24 protein-coding genes, 1 tRNA gene and 1 pseudogene are annotated in these 19,494 nt (G+C 67.8%); 15 read left to right on the forward strand and 11 right to left on the reverse strand.

From position 1 onward, the window contains the following. Positions 1-40: 40 nt before the first annotated feature. Positions 41-184 (reverse strand): annotated as a pseudogene (locus BFN33_RS54710) (DUF3344 domain-containing protein); the annotation flags it as partial. A gap of 385 nt (positions 185-569) precedes the next feature. On the opposite strand from BFN33_RS54710, the gene BFN33_RS35245 reads away from it, so the two are divergent. From BFN33_RS35245 to BFN33_RS35280, 8 genes are all read left to right on the forward strand, one after another. Next, positions 570-809: a chaplin gene (locus BFN33_RS35245; protein ID WP_069764253.1), complete on the forward strand. Its 240-nt coding sequence runs from the start codon at positions 570-572 to the stop codon at positions 807-809. Between the two features lie 247 nt (positions 810-1,056). Then, positions 1,057-1,749, forward strand: a complete 693-nt coding sequence (locus tag BFN33_RS35250) for a hypothetical protein (RefSeq protein ID WP_069764254.1) — start codon at positions 1,057-1,059, stop codon at positions 1,747-1,749. A 129-nt stretch (positions 1,750-1,878) separates the two neighbouring features. Then, complete coding sequence (locus BFN33_RS35255) at positions 1,879-2,160, forward strand: hypothetical protein (RefSeq protein WP_069764255.1); 282 nt, start codon at positions 1,879-1,881, stop codon at positions 2,158-2,160. A gap of 187 nt (positions 2,161-2,347) precedes the next feature. Then, positions 2,348-2,845 carry a DUF5949 family protein gene (locus BFN33_RS35260; protein WP_069764256.1) on the forward strand — a complete coding sequence of 166 codons (498 nt, stop codon included), beginning with the start codon at positions 2,348-2,350 and terminating at the stop codon, positions 2,843-2,845. Further along, a complete protein-coding gene (locus BFN33_RS35265; protein WP_069764257.1) occupies positions 2,845-3,429 on the forward strand; it encodes a vitamin K epoxide reductase family protein in 585 nt (194 codons plus the stop codon). Before BFN33_RS35260 ends, BFN33_RS35265 begins: the two co-directional genes overlap by 1 nt. Positions 3,430-3,545: 116 nt before the next feature. Then, positions 3,546-4,061, forward strand: coding sequence for a hypothetical protein (locus BFN33_RS35270; RefSeq protein WP_069764258.1), 516 nt, complete (start codon positions 3,546-3,548; stop codon positions 4,059-4,061). A gap of 177 nt (positions 4,062-4,238) precedes the next feature. Then, entirely contained in the window at positions 4,239-4,727 is a 489-nt protein-coding gene (locus tag BFN33_RS35275) for a tyrosinase family oxidase copper chaperone (protein WP_069764259.1), read from the forward strand. Further along, a complete protein-coding gene (locus BFN33_RS35280; RefSeq protein ID WP_069764260.1) occupies positions 4,711-5,577 on the forward strand; it encodes a tyrosinase family protein in 867 nt (288 codons plus the stop codon). The genes BFN33_RS35275 and BFN33_RS35280 overlap by 17 nt, the downstream gene beginning before the upstream one ends. An 87-nt stretch (positions 5,578-5,664) precedes the next feature. Here BFN33_RS35280 and BFN33_RS35285 read toward each other — a convergent pair whose 3' ends face one another. The 4 genes from BFN33_RS35285 to BFN33_RS35300 form a co-directional block, all read right to left on the reverse strand. After that, positions 5,665-6,009, reverse strand: a complete 345-nt coding sequence (locus BFN33_RS35285) for a chaplin (protein WP_069764261.1) — start codon at positions 6,007-6,009, stop codon at positions 5,665-5,667. A gap of 131 nt (positions 6,010-6,140) precedes the next feature. Then, entirely contained in the window at positions 6,141-7,100 is a 960-nt protein-coding gene (locus BFN33_RS35290; protein WP_069764262.1) for a D-2-hydroxyacid dehydrogenase family protein, read from the reverse strand. A gap of 140 nt (positions 7,101-7,240) precedes the next feature. Then, positions 7,241-7,338: transfer RNA gene (locus tag BFN33_RS53380), tRNA-Ser, on the reverse strand. A 526-nt stretch (positions 7,339-7,864) separates the two neighbouring features. Further along, complete coding sequence (locus tag BFN33_RS35300; protein ID WP_069764264.1) at positions 7,865-8,620, reverse strand: GntR family transcriptional regulator; 756 nt, start codon at positions 8,618-8,620, stop codon at positions 7,865-7,867. Between the two features lie 78 nt (positions 8,621-8,698). Here BFN33_RS35300 and BFN33_RS35305 point away from each other — a divergent pair, with 78 nt between their 5' ends. The 6 genes from BFN33_RS35305 (at position 8,699) to BFN33_RS35330 (ending at position 11,328) form a co-directional block, all read left to right on the forward strand. Next, on the forward strand, positions 8,699-8,977 hold the full coding sequence (locus BFN33_RS35305; RefSeq protein WP_069764265.1) for a hypothetical protein: 279 nt from the start codon (positions 8,699-8,701) through the stop codon (positions 8,975-8,977). A 12-nt stretch (positions 8,978-8,989) separates the two neighbouring features. Further along, positions 8,990-9,301: a hypothetical protein gene (locus tag BFN33_RS55625; protein WP_069764266.1), complete on the forward strand. Its 312-nt coding sequence runs from the start codon at positions 8,990-8,992 to the stop codon at positions 9,299-9,301. 199 nt (positions 9,302-9,500) lie between these two features. Continuing rightward, the gene (locus BFN33_RS54715) at positions 9,501-9,725 is read left to right on the forward strand and encodes a hypothetical protein (RefSeq protein WP_069764267.1); all 225 of its coding nucleotides are present in this window, start codon (positions 9,501-9,503) and stop codon (positions 9,723-9,725) included. Further along, positions 9,722-10,465 (forward strand): GntR family transcriptional regulator, encoded by a 744-nt coding sequence (locus BFN33_RS35320; RefSeq protein ID WP_069764268.1) that lies wholly within the window; start codon positions 9,722-9,724, stop codon positions 10,463-10,465. Before BFN33_RS54715 ends, BFN33_RS35320 begins: the two co-directional genes overlap by 4 nt. After that, a complete protein-coding gene (locus BFN33_RS35325; RefSeq protein WP_069764269.1) occupies positions 10,462-10,764 on the forward strand; it encodes a hypothetical protein in 303 nt (100 codons plus the stop codon). The genes BFN33_RS35320 and BFN33_RS35325 overlap by 4 nt, the downstream gene beginning before the upstream one ends. 111 nt (positions 10,765-10,875) lie before the next feature. Continuing rightward, on the forward strand, positions 10,876-11,328 hold the full coding sequence (locus tag BFN33_RS35330) for a hypothetical protein (RefSeq protein ID WP_069764270.1): 453 nt from the start codon (positions 10,876-10,878) through the stop codon (positions 11,326-11,328). Positions 11,329-11,723: 395 nt separating this feature from the next. Here the strand turns inward: BFN33_RS35330 and BFN33_RS35335 are convergent, their stop codons facing one another. The 6 genes from BFN33_RS35335 to BFN33_RS35360 all read right to left on the reverse strand — a co-directional run bounded on the left by BFN33_RS35335 (position 11,724) and on the right by BFN33_RS35360 (position 18,635). After that, positions 11,724-12,170, reverse strand: coding sequence for a hypothetical protein (locus BFN33_RS35335; RefSeq protein WP_069764271.1), 447 nt, complete (start codon positions 12,168-12,170; stop codon positions 11,724-11,726). A 189-nt stretch (positions 12,171-12,359) separates the two neighbouring features. Next, complete coding sequence (locus tag BFN33_RS35340) at positions 12,360-12,746, reverse strand: hypothetical protein (RefSeq protein WP_176742531.1); 387 nt, start codon at positions 12,744-12,746, stop codon at positions 12,360-12,362. 226 nt (positions 12,747-12,972) lie between these two features. Beyond that, a complete protein-coding gene (locus tag BFN33_RS35345) occupies positions 12,973-13,446 on the reverse strand; it encodes a Pycsar system effector family protein (protein WP_069764273.1) in 474 nt (157 codons plus the stop codon). Positions 13,447-16,148: 2,702 nt separating this feature from the next. Further along, positions 16,149-16,775 (reverse strand): hypothetical protein, encoded by a 627-nt coding sequence (locus BFN33_RS35355; RefSeq protein ID WP_069764275.1) that lies wholly within the window; start codon positions 16,773-16,775, stop codon positions 16,149-16,151. A 103-nt stretch (positions 16,776-16,878) separates the two neighbouring features. After that, the gene (locus tag BFN33_RS50445; protein ID WP_079141156.1) at positions 16,879-17,766 is read right to left on the reverse strand and encodes an HNH endonuclease; all 888 of its coding nucleotides are present in this window, start codon (positions 17,764-17,766) and stop codon (positions 16,879-16,881) included. A gap of 404 nt (positions 17,767-18,170) precedes the next feature. Beyond that, positions 18,171-18,635 (reverse strand): NUDIX hydrolase, encoded by a 465-nt coding sequence (locus tag BFN33_RS35360; protein ID WP_069764276.1) that lies wholly within the window; start codon positions 18,633-18,635, stop codon positions 18,171-18,173. Between the two features lie 18 nt (positions 18,636-18,653). Here BFN33_RS35360 and BFN33_RS35365 point away from each other — a divergent pair, with 18 nt between their 5' ends. Further along, positions 18,654-19,433 (forward strand): GntR family transcriptional regulator, encoded by a 780-nt coding sequence (locus tag BFN33_RS35365; RefSeq protein ID WP_069764277.1) that lies wholly within the window; start codon positions 18,654-18,656, stop codon positions 19,431-19,433. Positions 19,434-19,494 lie beyond the last annotated feature (61 nt).

A 19,494-nucleotide genomic window follows, 5' to 3' on the forward strand; every position in this document is an offset into this window, starting at 1 on the left:
CCTCGCTCACGGACGGCGCTCGGGACGGGAGGGAAGGCGCCTACGCGCGGGCGGCAACAGCGACGAGGAGCACGCCGGCCCAGGCCGCGTCGCGCTGGGAAACGAGCCGGAAGGCCAACTGGTCACCACCGGACGGCAGCGCCTTGCCGAGTTCGGACAGATCGGAGGCGTGATCGAGGGCGTTCACGCCGAGGCCGTGCAACCGCTTCCGCATCCCGGTCCGGGAGTTGAGAACCTCGAACCCGCCGAAGCCGTTGTCCGCCGAGCGGACGCCGCCCCTCGCAACGTGGCACAGCGGGACCCGGGAAATACGCATGACCGGCATTGCCCTTTCGGGAAGGTGACGTGACGAATGCGATGTGCTGGCTGCATGGGTGCCTCAAGAGCTTCGCAACCCTATCCGGTATGCGCATTTAGTCCGTGAAACCCGACATGTGTGTCGGAGCGGTGAGGCACGTTCGTTCGTGAGATCACCCCATTGGCGGCACAACCCGCGCGGGCGCCACGCGTTGACACAGCGCCGGGCATCCCCGCCCGGTTGTTTGTGTCAACCCAAGGAGCACCTCTCCATGTCGCGTATCGCGAAGGGCCTGGCCCTGACCACCGTTGCGGCCGCCGCCGTTGCGGGCACCGCAGGCATCGCCGCCGCCGACAGCGGCGCGCAGGGCGTTGCCGCCCACTCCCCGGGCTTCCTGTCGGGCAACGTCATCCAGGTCCCGATCCACGTCCCGATCAACGTCTGCGGCAACACCGTCAACGGCATCGCCGCGCTGAACCCCGCGTTCGGCAACAAGTGCGAGAACGACTGACGTCGGCTCTCCGTCTTCGCCGGCCGCCCTCCCGTGGACCTCTCCACGGGAGGGCGGCCGGTTCGCGTTTCCCCGGATGGGGGTGGCCTGCGGAGAGGGTGGTCCTCGTCTTGACGCGCCTTTCACCAGGGGCGATGCGCGAGGAGCGCAGGTGGGGCGGTGTCAGGGTGTGATCGCTGGGTTGCAGGGCGCGGTGGTCGCTTCCACCGTGGGCTCAAGATCCGTACGCACATCGAAAGGAACACCCATGCGTGGTCTGCCCGCACGGTGTATCACCTCCTGCGCACTCTGCGCCGCGCTTCTCGTCGCGGTCGCCGGTCCCTCCGCGGCGGCCTCCCGTGGGCCCGTGCCCGTCCCCCACGCGGACGCGCTGCGCCCCCAGGTCGAGGCCCTGGCCGAGCTGGGCGGCGTGCTCACCCCGGTCACCGACCTGCTGAACACCGTGCTCAAGGCCGACAACGGCCAGATCTCCGTCGAGCAGGCGGCCAAGCTCGGGGACGCCGTCAAGGACGCCACCGCGAAGATCACCGAAGAGGCCTCGGCGGCCGCCGTCACCCCGCCCGCCACGGGCATGACGACGACGCCGAGCACGACGACCGGCACTACGGCGACGTCCAGCACTACGACGGACGGCACGACGGTGCCGACCCCCTCCCTGCTGCTCACGCTCATCCAGAACGCCGGCGACTCCGGGGCGCGGTCCGTCAAGGCGCCGGCCGACCTGCTGGACGACGCGATCGAGGCCCTGGAGAAGGCGATCGACGCCCTGATCACGGCGGTCACCTCCGGAGAGTCCACCCAGGTCGAGTCCACCCTCCCCGCCGTGATCAACGGCCTGGTCGACGCCGTCGCCGCCACCATGCTCGACACCGAACTGCCCGCTCCCGACCTGGCGGGCCTGTCCTCCCTGCCCAGCAGCTCGCAACTGCCCGTGTCGTGAGACGCGCGCACTCGGCATTTTCATGAAAGCCCAATATCCGCGCACGGAGTTTCCGCTCCGGCCGGGACTCGTTGGACACGGTGTCGGACTGCCCGCCCGATGACATGAATTGCCGAGAAGAGGAACATGATGAAGTCCCTGAAGGTCGCTGCTGTCGTTGCCGGTTCCCTGGTTCTCGCCGGTGCCGCCGCGCCCGCGTTCGCCCAGGACACCGCCGACCTCACACCCACCAGCCTCAACGGTGCCCTCAACACGCTCACCAAGGGCCCCCTCGACGTGCGGCCGCTGCAGCACCAGTCGGACGTGCTGAACACCGAGAAGAAGAAGTCGCCGCTCCACACCGCCAAGAAGGCGACCGCCAAGCTGAACTCCAAGCCCGGACTCCTCGGCGGGCTTCCCCTGGGGAAGTGACGTCATCTCCACGCCGGGGCCGATTCCCCAGCGGCGGCTGCCGCCCGGGATCGGCCCTTCGTGCTGTTCGAGCCGGACAGCACGGCGCGGCGGCGCCTCCCTCGTTCGGATGGAGAGGACATCAGCGCTCCCCCGCCCGAGTGAGAAACGGCCCGCTCCCGGTGCGGCCCGTGGATACGGTCGCGCGGTGACCACAACCTCCAGCGAATCCCGCCCCCTGCGCACCGCCGATCTCGGCACTCTCGTGATCATGGCCTGGAGCGGCGAGGCTCCCGACGGCCACGACATGCCCTACCTCCTCGCGTGTTCCCTCGGGGACGCCCCCGACGGTCCCGAGGCCGCGACCGCCGCTGTCGAGAGGCTGCTGAACGACAACGGCCTGCCCGTCGGCGGTGACCTTGTCGACGGCAACGCCAGGCCGAGCCTGCCGGTCTCCCTGCTCGTGGTGGCCGGGCACGCCGTCGTCACCATGCCGGGGCTGAACGCCAAGTGCCCGGTACGGCCGCCATGGCTCGCGGCGGTCGCCAAGCGCGGTTACGCCTGCCTCGTGTTCACCACCCGCCCCTGGCCCGAGGCCTCGGGCCCGTCCGTCACCCCGGACCAACTGGCCGCGTTCGCGGGGTCCGACGAGACATTGAAGGCCGCCGCCCACATCGTCCTGCCGGCGCGCAGCCTGCGCTCCTGATGCGGCGGGCCGAGAGCGGCGGCCGCGGATTCGCCCTGCTCCTGCTGCTCACCGGCGCGGCGGGGCTGCTGGCCTCCTGGGTCATCACCCTCGACAAGTTCAAGCTGCTGCAGGACCCCGACTTCACCCCAGGGTGCAGCCTGAACCCGGTGGTGTCCTGCGGCAGCGTCATGGAGAGCGACCAGGCCGAGGCCTTCGGCTTCCCCAACCCGATGCTCGGCCTGGTGGCGTACGGCATCGTGATCTGCGTCGGCATGAGCCTGCTGGCCGGCGCCGCCTTCCCACGCTGGTACTGGCTGACCTTCGACGCCGGCTGCCTGTTCGGCGTCGGCTTCGTGTCGTGGCTGCAGTTCGAGTCGCTGTACCGGATCAATGCCCTGTGTCTGTGGTGCGCCCTGGCATGGGTCGCCACGATCGTCCTGTTCTGGTACGTCACCTCGTTCGCCGTCCGCCACGCGTTCCTGCCCGCGCCCGGCTGGTCGCGGGCTCTCTTCGCCGAGTTCACCTGGGTGATCCCGCTGTCGCACGTCGGGATCGTCGGCATGTTGGTCCTGACCCGCTGGTGGGACTTCTGGACGAGCTGACCGCCGTACGTCGTACTACTGCGGCAACCGGGGGAATCTCGCGCTGGTCAGCGCACCAGGATCGTTACCGGTACGGACGTTGAGCCTGCCGAAACCTGAAAGGGACCGAATCTGCCATGAGGTCGACCACCCGAGGAACCCTTGCCGTTGTCATCACGGGCATCGCGGCCGCGGTGGGGGCTGCCGCGTCCCCCGCCGCGGCGGTGGGCACGGTCCCCGTACCCGTGCCGCTGGAGGGCGCCGAGCGCGCTCTCCACATGGAGCTGCCGGAGGTCGGCGGGAAGATCCCGGTGGCGACGCCGGGCGTCCCCGAGGCGCCGAAGTTCGTCGAGGGCCGGATCATGCCGGAGCGGACGATTCCGCGCGTGCCGGTCAACGGCGGGCTGCCCGGCGCCGACCTGACCGCGCCGGTGCCGCACGTCCTCGACGACGACTTCGACCACCTCGGCCTCGACGCGCCCGCCGCCGACGTGCGCACGCTGACGCCGGGCCTGGCCCTGGACGCCCCGCTGACCGTCCCCAAGCCCGGCAGCGGCGCTCTGCCGCAGCCGAAGCTCCCCGAGGCGGGCGTCCTGCTGCCGATGGTGCAGGCCGCGCCGGGCGCCGACCTGACCACGGGGCCCGGACTGTAGAGCGCGTCGACCCTTCCGACGGGGCCCGGACCATGGCACGGTCCGGGCCCCGTCGGCGCTCCGGGCGCGGAGTTCACCCCCTTGGGCCCTCGGACGGTGACCGCGCAGGCCGTCGGGCGGTTACCGGTACGGACAACGGAACCCGACCCCGCTTGCGTACGAGACGAGGAGCACACGATGGTCATGAGCGTCGGCCGAGAACCGGTGGGCGCCGATCCCTCCCGGGCGAGCCCGGAGGGCGGCGCTCCCGCCCGCCGGAGCAGGCGGGGCCTGCTGCTCGGGCTCTTCGGCCCGGCCGCCGTAGCGGTGGCGCTCACCCCGGTCGTCCTCGCCTCGCGGGTGCCGCACGCGGCCGAACGGGCCGCCCGCCTCGTCTTCGACGAGACGTACCGGGGCCGCCGGATCCGCGGAGTCCGCACCGCCGCGGCCGCCGCCCGCGGCGCTCTCGGCGCCGGAGGGTGGCACGTCACCGTGGACGGACGCCCGCTGCATCTGATGCGCCGCGCCGACGGCACCTGGCTGAGCATGGTCGACCACTACCGGTCCTACGCCACCGTGCTGGACGCCGCCCGGGCGGCCGTCGACGAACTGGGACCCGGACAGCAGCTGCGGGAGACGTACAGCGACGGGGCGGACATGGGGGGACACAGTGGCGTACACGCGTAAGGACGTCAGCACACTGACCGCGGCCGAGAAACGGCGGTTCGTGCGGGCGATGCTGGAGCTGAAACGGCGCGGCGAGTACGACGAGTTCGTACGGATGCACATCGACTTCTACGTCTCGGACGGCGAGGACGGACTGCGTACGGCGCACATGGCGCCCTCCTTCCTGCCCTGGCACCGTCGCTTCCTGCTGGAGCTGGAGCGGGCCCTGCGGCGCGTCGACTCCTCGGTGACCGTGCCGTACTGGGACTGGACGCGCGACCGCACGACGAGCGCGGCGCCCTGGACGGACGATCTGCTCGGCGGCACCGGCCGGCCCCCGGACCGGCGGGTGACGACCGGACCGTTCGCCTACGCGACCGGCAACTGGACGCTCAAGGAGCGCATCACCGACGAGGACTACCTCACCCGGGAACTCGGGCGTCCCGCCGATCCGATCGAGCTGCCCACGCGCAGCGACCTCGAGTGGGCCCTGCAGGACCCCGTCTACGACACCTCGCCCTGGAACTCGACGTCCACCAAGGGGTTCCGCAACAAGCTGGAGGGGTGGGGGAGAGGCCAGGGCGCGGCCGCCTGGCGCAACCACAACCGGGTGCACCGCTGGGTCGGCGGGGTGATGGTGAGCGGCGCCTCCGTCAACGACCCGGTCTTCTGGATGCACCACGCCTTCGTCGACCTGTGCTGGTCGCGCTGGCAGCGACGGCACCGCGACCACCGCTATCTGCCCGCGGGCCCACCCGGCCGGGGCAGCGCCCAGCGCGGTCGCATCGTCGCCCGCCACGAGAAGCTCCCGCCGTGGGACGTGACCCCGGACGAGCTCGAGGACCACGGCGGGATCTACCGGTACGCGTAGGCCGTACGGCGGCACGGAACCACGCGTCCGGACACACAAGAGCCCCGGCGCCGGAAGGTGCCGGGGCTCTGGGGTGGGTACGGGCGATCAGCCGCCGTAACCCTGCCCGTGGCCGCTCTTGTGGCCACCGGCGCGGTGCTCCTTGTGGGCGCCGTTCTTCTTGTCGGCGTCCTTCGTCTCCTTGTGGTCACCACTGCCGTTCTCGCAGTGGTTGCCGAACGCCGGGTTCAGCAGGCCGAACACGTTGACGGTGTTGCCGCACACGTTGACCGGGATGTGGATCGGGACCTGGATGACGTTGCCCGACAGGAAGCCGGGCGAGTGGACGGCTGCGGCGTTGGCGCCCGCGTCCGCCATGGCCATGCCGGCGCCGCCGATCATGACGGCACCGGTGCCGAGGGCGACTCCGGCTGCCTTCGCGATGCGAGACATCACGTTCTCCTTTGGTTCGGGGGGTACGACGGCAGGACGCGCCGTCGCACTCCCCTTCAACGCCGCCCGTCACGGCTGGTAACGGCGCTTCGGTGCAGATCACCCGTTTTGAACAAGGACGGGGAGTGACGTCAGGGCAGTCGACGTATCGGGGAGCCCGAGAGGAAGGCCTGGATGTCCTCGACGGCCTGGCCGTAGTACGTCGTGTAGTTGGCGCGGGAGACGTATCCGAGGTGGGGGGTGGCGAGCAGGCGGGGGGCCGTGCGCATCGGGTGGTCGGCGGGCAGGGGCTCGGTGTCGAAGACGTCGACGCCCGCGCCGGCGATGCGGCCCTCGTGCAGGGCGGCGAGGAGGGCGTCCTGGTCGACGATGGCGGCGCGCGAGGTGTTGATCAGGTAGGCGGTCGGCTTGAGGAGGGCGAGCTCGGCCGGGCCGAGCAGACCGCGGGTGCGGTCGCCGAGGGCCAGGTGGACGGAGACGAAGTCGCTGGTGGCGAGGAGGTCGTGCAAGGAGGGGGCCAGGTCGGCGCCCGCCGCGTCGGCGCGCTCTTCGGTGAGGTTCTGGCTCCAGGCGCTGACCTGCATGCCGAAGGCGAGGCCGACCCGCGCCACCTGGCTGCCGATCTTCCCGAGGCCGAGCAGCCCGAGCCGGCGGCCGTGCAGATCGGCGCCGACCGTCCGCTGCCAGGGGCCGTTCTCGCGCAGGGCCCTGCTCTCCTCGACGATCCCCCGGGCGAGGCCGAGCAACAGGGCCCAGGTCAGCTCGACGGGCGGGGTGGAGGAGCTCGCCGTACCGCACACGGTGACGCCGTGCTTCTCGGCGGCGGCGTAGTCGATGACGGTGTTGCGCATGCCGGAGGCGACGATCAGCTTCAGCCGGGGCAGGCGGGTGATCAACGAGCCGGGAAAAGCGACGCGTTCGCGCAGGGTGACCACGATGTCGACGTCGACGAGGGCCGCGGCGAGCGCGTCCTCGCTGGGGAAGTGGGTGTCAAAGGTGACGACGTCGACCTCGTCGGCCAGCGGTGACCAGTCGGCGACCTCGGTCGCCACGTCCTGGAAGTCGTCCAGCACAGCACAACGCAGCCGCACGTCGGGTCCCTTCGGTTCCGCTTCATCGTCAACGAGGGCGACTTTACGTGGGGGACGGCCGGCGAGGCGCATGACCGAACACCGCTGTGCGTGCTGGACATGAGAAAGCCCCCCACCTGTCGTTGCTGGTGAGAGGGTGTTGGCGCCCCCGGCAGGACTCGAACCTGCGGCCAAGCGCTTAGAAGGCGCCTGAGCGGACCACCGGATGAGCAGGCCTGACCTGGCCGTTTCCGGGCGCTGAGTGCGGACGTTCGGCGACTTCGACACGCATTCGGCAGACAGCTTCCGCCGGGTCGGTTGTCAGTCGCCGGAGCATCCTTCCCGGTCAGTACGGGTGAGAATAGAACCCAGCGGAACCACGTCATTGGCTTCCCTGACAGTGCATGGGAGTGAAACCTCCTTCAGTCTGCCCTCATGCAGCATCCAGAGCCCGAAGCAGTCGTCGTCCTGGTCCCGAAGCAGGACTTGGACCGAGCCAGGGAAGGGCCAAGGCATCTTCTCCAAGTGAGGCAGAAGCCCTGTCCAGTTGGGCCGCCAGAAGTCGATGGCCCATGCCTCCATGCCGGGGATCGGTTCGAAGCACTGGTGCCACGCGCGATGTTCGTCGGGCTGGGTAAGGGGCTCCATCACCTCTCGGGCTCCGAACGCGATAACAATCACTTCGCAATCTCTGCTCATACGTGCCATGTTCGAGCTTGTGTTGAGACGAGGTCAACGTCCGCCTGCGCACGAGTGGCCCCATCGGGTGGCAGGCTCGCCGCTGGCTAGCGGTTGATCGGGATCTCGTAGACGATCTCGCAGTGAGCGGCAGGCACCACGATGTCCGCCGTCTCCACGGGCCGCCCCTCGTCGCTGTAGTACGTCCGCCGAATGTGCGTGACGAGGGCGGCCTTCTGGATGCCAAGGAGTGACGCCTCCTCGGCGGTCGCCTGCCTCGGCTCCGGCTGCTCCACGGCGTGGCCGACGGTGATGCCGATCGCGGCCATGCGGTTCACGACGCCCGCCCCGGCGTGCGGCCCTCCCTCGGGGAGGACGACGAGGGTGCCGGCCGTGAGGTCGTACGGCTCCCAACTCGTCGACAACTGCACGGGCCTGCCGTTCGCCAGAAACTCGTACGTCGTACGCACGCACAGCTCGCCCTCGGCGATGCCCAGCCGTGCCGCGATCTCCGCAGGCGCCGGCACCTTGGCGTCGGTCCGGCTCTCCCAGTCCCCTTGCCTGCCGACAGCCTTCATGTCCGCACGGAAGGGCGACCCGTCGGGCTGCTCACGCGCCGAGGAACGGACCACCCGCACTCGCTGCCGAGGCTCGGCGACGAACGTGCCCGATCCGGCGCGACCCTCCAACACACCTTGGGAGATCAGCAACTCCTGCGCCCGGCGTACGACGTTCTCGCCCACGCCGCACTCTTCGCCGATCTGGGCGCGGGAGGGCAGGCGGTCTCCCGGCTCCCACACGCGCTCCGCGATCCGTCGCCGGAGTTCGTCGGCGATGCGGAGATAGGGCGGTTGCTCAGGCATATGGAAAATCTAGTCCACTAGCTCTAATCTAGTTAACTAGCTTCACTCAAAGTGATCGCCGGTGACGGAGGCTGCCCTGTGCCCGCTTCGGGAGTTAGCGCGGCGGCCCTCGCCGCCCGGCTGTCTGCTATCGGGCTCCTCACGCGAGTGGAGGAACACCCCCGGCATACGTCGGTCGAAGCGGAGGTGCCGGACGCGCTCTCCACCGAGTCGTGGCGGGAGGTCCTGGACGTGGTGGCGGAGGCCGATCGATTCGGGCTACTGGCCACCAGCATGAACGGCCGCACCCTCTGGGCGGTCGTACGCAAAACGGTCCCCACGACGGGCGATGTCGGGGGACCGGGCCATCAGCGATAGGAGCTGACCAGCGTGCTCAACCGTATCCGCCGTGCCGTCTCGCTCACCAGAGAGCGACACTTCCCCAGGGGCAGGCACCGCCGCCCCTTAACGACCTCCGGGCCCTCGGCCGCCCCCGCCTCCTCCCTGTCTTCGGACAGGACGACGGCTGCCTCCTGGCGTTCCTCCGACGACGTGGACCACCGGCAAACGCTCAGGGGTGAGGACATCGCGCTCGTCCGCCCGTACGTGTTCGCCTGGGGGAAGCGCGTGGGAACGCGCGAAGTAGTCGTCGCTCCCTATCTGCCGGCCGACGCATGGCCGGCCTTGGTGGGGGTCCACTGATGCCTCCCCGTCGACAGACCCGCGTCACGGACGCCTCGGCCGTTCCCTACCGGTCCACCGCATGCCGGATCGGCACCCACCTTGCCTGCGCGGAGTCCTCGCCGGCCTCGGCGCCGGTCGACCTGCCGGTGGTCTACGAAGCGTGTGACTGCCCGTGCCATTCGATGTCCGGGCAGATCGCGCCCTCGGAGGTGCAGCGGTGAGGGAGTGGGCACCCGGCGGCACGCTGGCATCCAACGTGGAGGTGACCGCGGCCACCGTGCAGCGCGGCGACATCATCCAACTCGGTGGCCGGGCCTGCAGGGTGCAAGATCTCTTCCAGCTTTCCCAAGGCGCGAAGCAAATCCTCTTCGAGTCTGGCGAGTTGCTGACCATACACACGCGAACTCGGCTCGCTGCCGTGCGGATGCTGAGAAGGCGGTGACCCGATCCGTGCCTGCACGCCATCACGACATCGCCGACGATCTCCGGCACCAGATCACGACTGGCCACCTCAAGCCCGGCGAACGACTCCCGTCCGAGACTGACTTGGCCTCCCGGTACAAGGCCAGCACTGTGACGCTGCGGAGCGCCCTCGCGGTGCTCCAGGGCGAAGGCCTCGTCGAGAAGATCCACGGCAAGGGCAACTTCGTCCGTCGCCCTCTCCGTCGGATCATGTACGTGAGTGGCTGGGGGACGCTGGACCCGTGGACCGCCGCCGAACCGGCCCTACGCGTCACCGTTCGCACCACTACGGTTCAGGCCGACGGACACCTGACGACCTTGCTGAGGGTGCCGACGGGCAGCCCTCTCGCGGAGTTCTTCTGCGTCAGCCACGAGGGGGAGTCACCGCACGGGCTGGCCCGTATCTACGTCCCGCGCGACCTGGCGCCGGCCGGAGTGCTCGACGACGAATCCCCGTGCCCGGAGGCAGTCAAGAGATTCGCCGTACTCGGTCCTCCGCCGGCTGCAATTCGGGAGACGGTAAGCGCCCGCCCGCCGACGTCGGACGAGTCATTGACTCTCCGAACCAACTCCGCCGCGCCAATTCTGGCGGTTACGCGCGTCGCAACCGACCGCACCGGCCGAGTGGTCGAGGCGGCCCTTCTGGTCTTCCCAGGGGACCGAGCCGACGCAGTCTTCACCACCCACCACACGCCCGACGAGAGGCAGACGGCAGGATGACAGCACAGAACGAACTGCGCCTCCTCCCGTGGTCGGGCCCGGAGGGCAAGCCCTGCTACCTGAGCACGGATGACAAGGGCGGCTACATGTCCCGCCTGGCCGACAACATCGAAGAGGACCAACTCGACGCGGCGGCCATCCTGTTGGAGCACGCTTCGGCCACCCTCGACCACCAGGACGCGAACCCGGAGGACCTACGACAGTTGACCGGGGAACTGACCGGGATTCTCCGGGGCGTGCTCCGCATCGCAACCAGTCGCGGTCATCTCCTGGGGGTGAGCGAACCACACCGCTTCTGAAACAGCGGCCGCAGGCTGGTCCCACGGCCCCGCCGAATTCCCCCGGGCGGGGCCCCAACCATGCCCGGCGTGGCACCATGCCCCCTCCAGCAAGCCGTTCATGGGGGACACATGCGCACCCGCGCCACCATCACACTCACCACCGCCATACTCGCCACCCTCGCCGCCTGCTCCTCGTCCAGCGACGACAAAGCCGACACCCCGAACAGCAGCCCCACCACGGCCGCCGAGACGCCGACCCCCACCCCGAGGGCGCCCGACGCCACCGAACTGGAGCGCGTCGCGGACACGTACGTGAGCCTCTACTTCGGAGGGGCCGGGGAGGGGGCGTACGCCTTCCTGTCGAAGCGCTGCCGCGCCAAGGCAGACCCGGCCACGTACGCGGCCACCGTGGATCAGGCAGCGAAGGACTACGGGCCCGACCATCCGGCGACGGACGTGCACGCCACCGTCTCAGGGGCCATGGGCCGTGTCTCGTACAAGGTGAAGGGCCTGCCGAAGTTCGACCAGCAGGGGCAGCCGTGGACGGTTGAGGGGGGCGCCTGGAAGTACGACGCCTGCTGACCCCGCGCCACCCCGGGCACCGTCGACCAGCGTCGGCGGTGCCCCTATCGTGCCCGGCGGATTGCAGCCCTCAAGATCCTGCCGCGCCCGGCCCACCGACGACCGCCCGCCACGATGGCGGGTGCGCCGACGGACAGGCTGGCCCGTGTGTCTCGCTGCACCCCCACTGGCCTCAGCCACGCTGCATGGTTCCGTCGACCAGAGCAAGCCGTGATAGCTGGCGCGTGCTGACGAGGCCTGAGGCCTTAGCTTGGGAAGCTGTGGGCACTCGGGGGGCAGTTTGGGCGCTGACCTGGGCAAATGGCTGAGCTGTGTCGTCGTCGGCGGCACTCAGGTTCACCGTGATTCCCCGCTGTTCCCCGCACGATCTGGTGCCGTTGTGGTGCTGCGGTCGGCTAGGGGCCCTCCAGGTGCTTGCCGATCGCACGGCTGCTCTGCTCGATGAACGAGTGCACGGCGGTACGGCACCGGTCCCGCCGGATTCGGTACTCGGACTCTTCCGCATCGCCCCGTCGCCAGTAGGCTCCCAGGGCCTGACCGGCGTCATTGACCTCGCGTAGTGCGGCCAACAGCCCAGCGTCGTGGGACAGGATCTGTAGCCGAGCGGATGCCAGACGATGACTCGCCAAATCCCACTCGACCACGCGGCCCTCAAGATTCAGCACCTGCTCTTCCCAGACGCGGTTGAGGAAGTCCCCACTTGATGCAGCTACTTGAGCACACGCGTCCATCAGCAGCTCAACAGTCTTGGCGCGCGCCTCGCTGCGTTTGTTCAGGTGCTGCCCCAGCAGAGCGATCGCCGCGCCAGTAATGGTTGCCAGAAGCGTCCCCCATGCATCCATGCCGGAAAGGCTTCCCCCACCAACACGCTTCCAACTGTGGGGGTGGGGTGGTGGTTCGCGTACAGGGGCGTTCACCTGCGTTCGTGGGCGGCTGGCTCGTGAGGCGAGATCGGCGTGCGGTCCTCGATGAACGCCCGCGAACGGGGCTGAATGAGACGGAAACTGAGACGGTGGCGCGGAGAGGCTGCTTCACTCTTCCCCGGGTGGGATGAGGCGATCGGCGCTCTCGGCCTCATCCACGTGACCGTGGGCGTCGACGGTGATCGGGGTGGCTCGGCCCTTGGACGTGACCAGCCATGCAAGCACCTGCTCGGTCAACGGCCCGTTGTCCGGCCCCTCGTCCTTCCAGTACGCACGCCAGCCGCCTCCGGGGACGGCGGACACGACCTGGTCGGCTCGCTCCAGATGGGAGAAGTCGGGATAGTCCGTCACCGGCCGTCGGGTGCCGCCCTGCGGATCGACGACGAGGGCCACGCCGGTCGACTCGTCCCAGGCGTCTACGTCCACGGTCCGACCGATCATCGTTTCCGTGCCGGTGAAGATCGCGAGCCAACCGGTCCCGTTGAAGTAACGCATGCGGCAATCGTCCATGACGGAGGCCGGCCTCGCCGTAGGAGTAATCAACTTCGGTGCCTTGGTGGGCCCTTAGCTTGGGAAGCTTGGGGCTTTGACGGGTGATTCGCGGGCTGACCAGGGGCGGAGCTGCTGACGGAGCCGGACCGGTCGGCGGGTGCTCCCCGCCATTCCCCGTGGTCCCCCGCACGACCTGGCACGAGTCTGGCGCGGCGCTTCGGCCTCGGCTCTACAGGACCAAACTCAGCACCGTTGCAGCACATAGCAGGATGACTCCGGCCAGGATGAGGTTGATTCCAAGACGGAGCCGGCGGAACTTGATCACGACTGTGCGAGAGAGGAAGGAAACGCGCTCGGCTCGCAGATCCGCGCGCATGTGGTCATGTAGCGAGTCGGGCTCCAGTGTCGCCCAACGGGACCAACCTTCGGCGGTCACAGTGTCGATGTGGACTGGTCGGACGGTGACGAGCAGAACCACGATGGCAATCACGAGGCACATCGCGCCAGCCGAGCCGACGGCCAACACGGCGTCTCCTTGGTGCCTGGAGCCCTGTGTCACCACGAAGCCAAGGCCCACGCCGGTCATCGCCAGCACGATGCTTGCTTTGGCGTCGGCCCGTGCGAGTTCGCTGGTGAGCGTCCTGAGTGCGTCATCCAAGTTGTCGGACGAATGGTCCGCGCCACTGTTCAGTCCCTGTGCCATGAGGCCTCCGTCTTCTGCCACAGAGACGTTGATGAGTAGCCACCGGTTCTTCCACGCCGAGCACGGCCGACGGCCTTACCCACAGACCGCTTCGTCCCGAAGCAACTTGGGTGGGGGTGGTGCCTTGGGCTGGTGCGGCTCTCACGTGCGCTGATGGCCCGCAGACGTTCGTGCGCGTCCGCTGTTGTTCGTCGGCGTTGTCACGCAGTTAGACACTCACCCTGTCGCTCCTCTTGGCTCGGTCGCTGCACCAGAGATCTCGAGCGCCAACTCCTCGACGATTTGGGGCACGACGTCGTCGTGGACCGCTTCGGCAGGTGCCTGATGGACCGCCGCGAACGTCTGTCCTGCATGTGAGGCACGGGTCCGGTCAACTGTGCTCGGTCTTCGCAAGATGGGCTGCCACGATCGGCATTGCCGATCACACACTGGACGAGGTGCACGACTTGCTCAGACTGCTGTTGACCGTCGCCCGCGCCTACGGGCCGGTCTCCTCGCAGGCGGACCGGCAGAAGATCGCCGCATGTCGGCCATCACTAGTGGAACCGCGCCCCTCGGGCTGACTTCCGATGGGGCACAAGTAGCTGTCACAGCAATTCACTTTCGATGGCGTCTGTAGGCATGCTCCTGCCCTCTTCTAAAGGCGCACGACCAGGCACTTTCCCCTCATACGCCTCTAAAGAAGCAACGCCCACAACGATCCTTGCCTTCGAGCACACTTTGGCTGACTCTGCGGATATGACCCGACGCGTAGTCCGCATCCTGGGAGCAGCGCTGGCGCTTTCGGCGACCGCGGTGTTGTCTATATACCTGATCCATGTCGGTCTCGATCGAGCGGACAAGGTCTCCAGCATCACGGGAGTCTTCCTAGCGATCATCGGCCTACTCGCGACTCTCTATGGCGATTCGTCGGCATCGGAACTCACCGACCGGCGGAGCGATCCTCAGCACGGCCCTCGCGCAGGTCTCGCCAACGACGCAGGGCAGAGCGTGAACGACAGCGAGTCCCCCTTCACGCATGTGATCAGAAAAGTGAAATTCCGTCCCCTAGTCAAGATCGGCAAGTTGTTGGCGCGGTCCGGTGGACGTGTGACTATGCCCTTTCCCCGCCTCTCCCATGTCCTACCTCAGGGGATACGCACATGGGTAGGAGACCTGGACTATCGACCGAAACTGCTGATCAGAATCCTTGATGTGAGCGACGGTGGGAGTGCTGATATAGGCACCGGCACACCCCGTCAGGGAACGCCGGGAGGCACCGGCCGTGGGGGTGCCGGAAGTGCTGGTGGTGCTGGCCAGGTACCGCCCACAGACGGTGGCCCAGGCCCCCGTCGCGGAGGCCCCCGTCGGGGAGGCCCTGGCCGTGGGGGCCCAGGTCAGGGAACGCCGGGAGGCACCGGCCGTGGGGGTGCCGGAAGTGCTGGTGGTGCTGGCCAGGTACCGCCCACAGACGGTGGCCCAGGCCCCCGTCGGGGAGGCCCTGGCCGTGGGGGCCCAGGTCAGGCAACGCCGGGAGGCACCAGCCGTGGGGGTGCCGGAAGTGCTGGCCAGGCACCACCCGCAGCCACCAGCCAACCGCCACCGGGAAGCACCAGCCGTAGAGGCACCAGTGCACACCGCCAGGCACCACCCGCAGCCACCAGCCAACCGCCACCGGGAAGCACCAGCCGTAGAGGCACCAGCGCACACCGCCAGGCACCACCCGCAGCCACCAGCCAACCGCCACCGGGAAGCACCAGCCGTAGAGGCACCAGCGCACACCGCCAGGCACCACCCGCAGCCACCAGCCGCCAACGCTCAGACACCAGCACACCCCGGCAGGCACCCTCCACGAGGGAGGCTCTTTCTCCAGGACTATCTGAAGCGTCTCCCTCGTCGTCACGCCAGCCTGCCCCTGCTCCGCACGATCAGCCTGGGGCGCTCCCGCCCGTAGCACGCCTACGCGCTGAACGGGCGGTGACGCCGATCGCGTCTCAGATCGACCTGCCGCCCTACGTACCTGCAGCGGAGCGGGACCGGCCGTCTGTGACGCCGATCGCGTCTCAGATCGACCTGCCGCCCTACGTACCTGCAGCGGAGCGGGACCGGCCGTCTGTGACGCCGATCGCGTCTCAGATCGACCTGCCGCCCTACGTACCTGCAGCGGAGCGGGACCGGCCGTCTGTGACGCCGATCGCGTCTCAGATGTCTCAGATCGACCTGCCGCCCTACGTACCTGCAGCGGAGCGGGACCGGCCGTCTGTGACGCCGATCGCGTCTCAGATCGACCTGCCGCCCTACGCACCCGCAGCGGAGCGGGACAAGCCGTCCGTGACGCCGATGACAGAGCACGAGCCTCGGAGGTTGCGGCGCGCACCAAGTAGGCCCCCCCGGGTTGACTCTCCCTCAGAAGGCCGCCGGCTGAGGGGGCCCAGCTTGGGTTGGTAGCCAAAGCTAAGGTCCGCGCTATCGCATATCGGCGAGGCATCGGCCCCCACATCGCCAATGCGATTGACGCTGGGCCAGTCTGTGAAGGCAGTTATGTTAGATCTCCGGGTGCAGGCATAACCCTTCCAGTGTGGCAGATCATCGCCGGGAGCCCAGGCCACAGAAGGGTGGGGGTGGTCACCTGTGGGTGCCGACTGTCGGCGTTGGTCGGCTTCGGACGGCCCAGGACTCAGTCAGCCTCCGACCGGGTGTGCAGGCAGCGGCGCTACCGCCCGTCACTCCATCTGCGCGGAAGCGACCCGGAGCTGTTCCCTGTAGGGCCACGTGAAGGTGCGGTCGGGTTCAAGGTGCGCGTCTCCCCAGTGGATGGCATGGATGCCGTTTTCGACGTCGGCCGTGAAGAACACACAAACCAGCCTGGTGGCAGCTCCCAGTTCCTCGAACGCTTCGTGCAGCCCCAAGTACTCCTCGGTCGCCAAGTCCTCATCGACGTCGAACAGGCCCTCGGGAGGCTGCGGCCCGTGTGCCCGGAGCAGCCGGTGCCGAGTGGGCGACGCATTGGCGGGCAATCGTGCTCGGTCCAGGGGCTTCGGCCTGTCCGCGTATCGGAACGGGAAGAGTGCGTGGTCGTTGATCACCGCATACTCATATCCGCGCACGTCTCGCACGGCTTCCCCCAGCTCCCGCGCCGTCTCCGCCAGGTTCTCGCGCACCAACCCAGCAAGGGCGACACCGTACGGACTCCGTTTCTTCAGCCCCGCAGCGAGATGCGCGGCATGAGCCTTCCCGTGCGCCTTGGTCAGTTGCACCGGGACCGCAGCGGCAAGCGCGCCGGCATGCCGCCCAAACCGCTCGACGGCCCAGGCCGACGGCCCAATCGGATAGCCACCCAACACCGACATGCAGTGCTCCCCTCCCGCAGGTCCCGCCTCTGACCTGTGTGACAGGTACACGAAGGGCACACAAGAGGGCGATCTTAGCCAGGACGCGGCCACACAGGGAGAATTAGTACCAGCGGCGATAATGGTTGCTTGGGATATGGATTCGGTCACCCTTTCTCTTATTGCATCTTTCGCAGAGAAGTTGGAGGTTAGTTACGTCATTCAACCCGCCGCGGGCCAGCGGAATCATGTGATCGTAGTTTGCGACATCAAACGTATCAATGAGACCAGACAAGTTGACCCTACATCCTGTGCAGCGTCCACGATCGCGGTAGAAGACGGCCCTCCTTGCCCATATCGGCGGACGGACTCGCTTCAGCTCTCCCTCTCGCTCAAACAGTTTGGTCAATTCCTTATCCCCTTCGTCGAAGTATTCAGGGCTGAAGCCGTGAAGGTACATGGAGAGGAATTTGTTCAGACTGGCCAGGGCTCGTCGGTTCGCGAACATGACGAAGAACACTTCGTCGGCGATTCGATTCATAAGATCTGTGTAAACTTGGAGCAGTGGCAGGTGCGTGAGGTAGTTGTAGCAGGCGTTTTGAACGAAGTAGGGGTCACCATCTCCTTCCCTGCTGGTGCGACCAACTGGTTCACCGCCTGATGGGTCGTCCGGAATGAAAAACAAGGGCTCGTCAATAATGCCGTAATTGATCATCGCCAGATCGGCGGGGAGAATCCACTGTGGATGGACTGGATCTGGCCCATATGGGACCCGGCTGGGCCCGTGGGAGTCGGCCATGAAGATATCGTCGGCGATGAATCGAATGAACTTATGGAGGGCTGAATCTTTCTGCCAGTGCGGAAGGAAATCTATGATTCCGTCATCTACGGTCAGCCCTTCGAGTTCGCGTAGGTAGGCAAACGGATCGCGCATAATGGTGTCGACAGTATTGGCAATCCGGTAGGTGCGGAAGTACTCGTGAGTTAGCCATTCACTGTTTTTCGCTCGCATCCTCGCTCCTCATGGCTGCGGGGTTATCGCTTGCCTATCTTGCCTGGTTCGCATTCGCGGGCCGTGGTCGATTTCAAGTCGAGGTCGGTGGAACGGCTTTGGGCTGGAGCTGCTTTGGGGCGAGTGATCATGGCCCCGTAAGCTTCCGGCGAGTCGGGCAGTCTGTGGACCTGCCCGTTAAAGCACGACGTTGGGGCCATGATCTTAGAGGCTCGCCCCAAAGTGGCTGCCTAAAGCCGTGGAGCCGACCGCCCCAGCCACAGAGGGTGTCTCCCACTTCATGCCCGCAGCTCGCCAGCGCGTCGCCGGGCGCGGCCAGCCGGGGCGCAGACAGGAGGCAGGCCGCGCCGCAGAGGCGGCGCGCGCCCGCGCCGTGCGCGGGCCTTGATGAAGTAGGGAAAGTTCTATCCCGCTGGGATGAGGCGCTTGCCGTCGTGGCTCCGCACATGGGGGCCGTTGCCGTCCAAGGCATCCAAGAGCCTGATCGCGAAGACTTCGGACATGCGCTCTGCGACCTCGTCGGGCGTGAGCCAGGAGACTGCCGTCGACTCACTCGATGTGCGCTCCGTGCCGCCGGACGGCTTGCAGCGGAAGACCAGGGCCACGATGCCGCGGGTCGTGTTCTTGTAGACGCCGGTGAGTTCGTCCACCTCGACGTGGATGCCCGTCTCCTCCAGGACCTCACGGGCTACGCCCGTCTCGGGGGTCTCGTCGAGTTCGAGTACGCCGCCGGGGAGCTCCCAAGTGCCGTTGTCCGCCCGGCGGATCGCCAGGAGGCGGCCGTCTTCGCGCACCACTACTCCGGCCACAGATACGGAGTGCAGCGGCGGCGACGTTGCTTCCTGTGATTGACTCATGTACAGGAGCATAGGAGGAAGAGAAGGACTATGGGAACTGCGGTAGGAGGAGAGAGGTCCGTACCCCGGTACGTACAGATCGCCGAGGAGATCGTGCAGCAGATCCGGGCGGGGATCCTCAAGCCTGGTGAGATGGTGCCGAGTGAGTCGGATCTCGTCGAGCGCTACGGCGTCTCGGGCGGCACTATCCGCAAGGCCATGGTCGAGGTGCGCGCGAGCGGGCTCGTCGAGACTCGGCACGGCAAGGGCTCGATCGTGAAGGATCGGCCGCCGGTACGGCACCGCTCCTCTGATCGCTTCCGGCGCTCGCTCCGGCAGGGTGGCAAAGCCGCGTACATCGCCGAGTCAGAACAGTCCGGCGCCATGGCCAAGGTGAGCGTCCTCTACATCGGCCCGATGGAGGCCCCCGAGGATGCGGCCCAACGGTTGGGCGTCCCCGCCGGCACTCAGGTCCTCGCCCGGCGACGGCTCTACTTCCGTAACGGCACCCCGGTCGAGACGGCAACGTCCTACCTCCCATGGGACGTCGTCAAGGAGATCCCCGAGTTGTTCGCCGAGAACCCTGGCGGCGGTGGGATCTACGCCCGACTCGAAGACCACGGGCACGAGTTCACCGAGTTCGTCGAGACGCTGCAAGCACGCCCGGCTTCCAAGGCGGAGGCGTCCGAGCTGGCGCTCAGCCCCGGTGCGCCGGTAGTTCACCTGATCCGTGAGGCCCGAACGACGGAGGGTCTCGTCGTCGAGGTCTGCGACACGCTCATGGCCGCTGACCAGTTCGTTTTCGAGTACCGGATCCCCGCCGCCGACTGACGCGCACTCAACTCCCCGCAGCCCGTCGTGAGTTCTTCTTCGCGGCGGGTTGACTCATGTA

Source organism: Streptomyces sp. LUP47B, assembly GCF_001746295.1.
GTDB lineage: Bacteria > Actinomycetota > Actinomycetes > Streptomycetales > Streptomycetaceae > Streptomyces.

Excerpts from the sequence above, each read along its gene's own strand:
- BFN33_RS35270 (WP_069764258.1), top strand. The coding sequence starts at position 3,546 with ATGAGGTCGACCACCCGAGGAACCCTTGCCGTTGTCATCACGGGCATC.
- BFN33_RS35360 (WP_069764276.1), bottom strand. The coding sequence starts at position 18,635 with ATGCTCCTGTACATGAGTCAATCACAGGAAGCAACGTCGCCGCCGCTG.
- BFN33_RS35335 (WP_069764271.1), bottom strand. The coding sequence starts at position 12,170 with ATGGATGCATGGGGGACGCTTCTGGCAACCATTACTGGCGCGGCGATC.
- BFN33_RS35330 (WP_069764270.1), top strand. The coding sequence starts at position 10,876 with ATGCGCACCCGCGCCACCATCACACTCACCACCGCCATACTCGCCACC.
- BFN33_RS35325 (WP_069764269.1), top strand. The coding sequence starts at position 10,462 with ATGACAGCACAGAACGAACTGCGCCTCCTCCCGTGGTCGGGCCCGGAG.
- BFN33_RS35255 (WP_069764255.1), top strand. The coding sequence starts at position 1,879 with ATGAAGTCCCTGAAGGTCGCTGCTGTCGTTGCCGGTTCCCTGGTTCTC.
- BFN33_RS35285 (WP_069764261.1), bottom strand. The coding sequence starts at position 6,009 with ATGTCTCGCATCGCGAAGGCAGCCGGAGTCGCCCTCGGCACCGGTGCC.
- BFN33_RS35265 (WP_069764257.1), top strand. The coding sequence starts at position 2,845 with ATGCGGCGGGCCGAGAGCGGCGGCCGCGGATTCGCCCTGCTCCTGCTG.
- BFN33_RS35345 (WP_069764273.1), bottom strand. The coding sequence starts at position 13,446 with ATGGCACAGGGACTGAACAGTGGCGCGGACCATTCGTCCGACAACTTG.
- BFN33_RS35275 (WP_069764259.1), top strand. The coding sequence starts at position 4,239 with ATGGTCATGAGCGTCGGCCGAGAACCGGTGGGCGCCGATCCCTCCCGG.
- BFN33_RS35340 (WP_176742531.1), bottom strand. The coding sequence starts at position 12,746 with ATGCGTTACTTCAACGGGACCGGTTGGCTCGCGATCTTCACCGGCACG.
- BFN33_RS35245 (WP_069764253.1), top strand. The coding sequence starts at position 570 with ATGTCGCGTATCGCGAAGGGCCTGGCCCTGACCACCGTTGCGGCCGCC.
- BFN33_RS35355 (WP_069764275.1), bottom strand. The coding sequence starts at position 16,775 with ATGTCGGTGTTGGGTGGCTATCCGATTGGGCCGTCGGCCTGGGCCGTC.
- BFN33_RS35250 (WP_069764254.1), top strand. The coding sequence starts at position 1,057 with ATGCGTGGTCTGCCCGCACGGTGTATCACCTCCTGCGCACTCTGCGCC.
- BFN33_RS50445 (WP_079141156.1), bottom strand. The coding sequence starts at position 17,766 with ATGCGAGCGAAAAACAGTGAATGGCTAACTCACGAGTACTTCCGCACC.
- BFN33_RS35365 (WP_069764277.1), top strand. The coding sequence starts at position 18,654 with ATGGGAACTGCGGTAGGAGGAGAGAGGTCCGTACCCCGGTACGTACAG.
- BFN33_RS35300 (WP_069764264.1), bottom strand. The coding sequence starts at position 8,620 with ATGCCTGAGCAACCGCCCTATCTCCGCATCGCCGACGAACTCCGGCGA.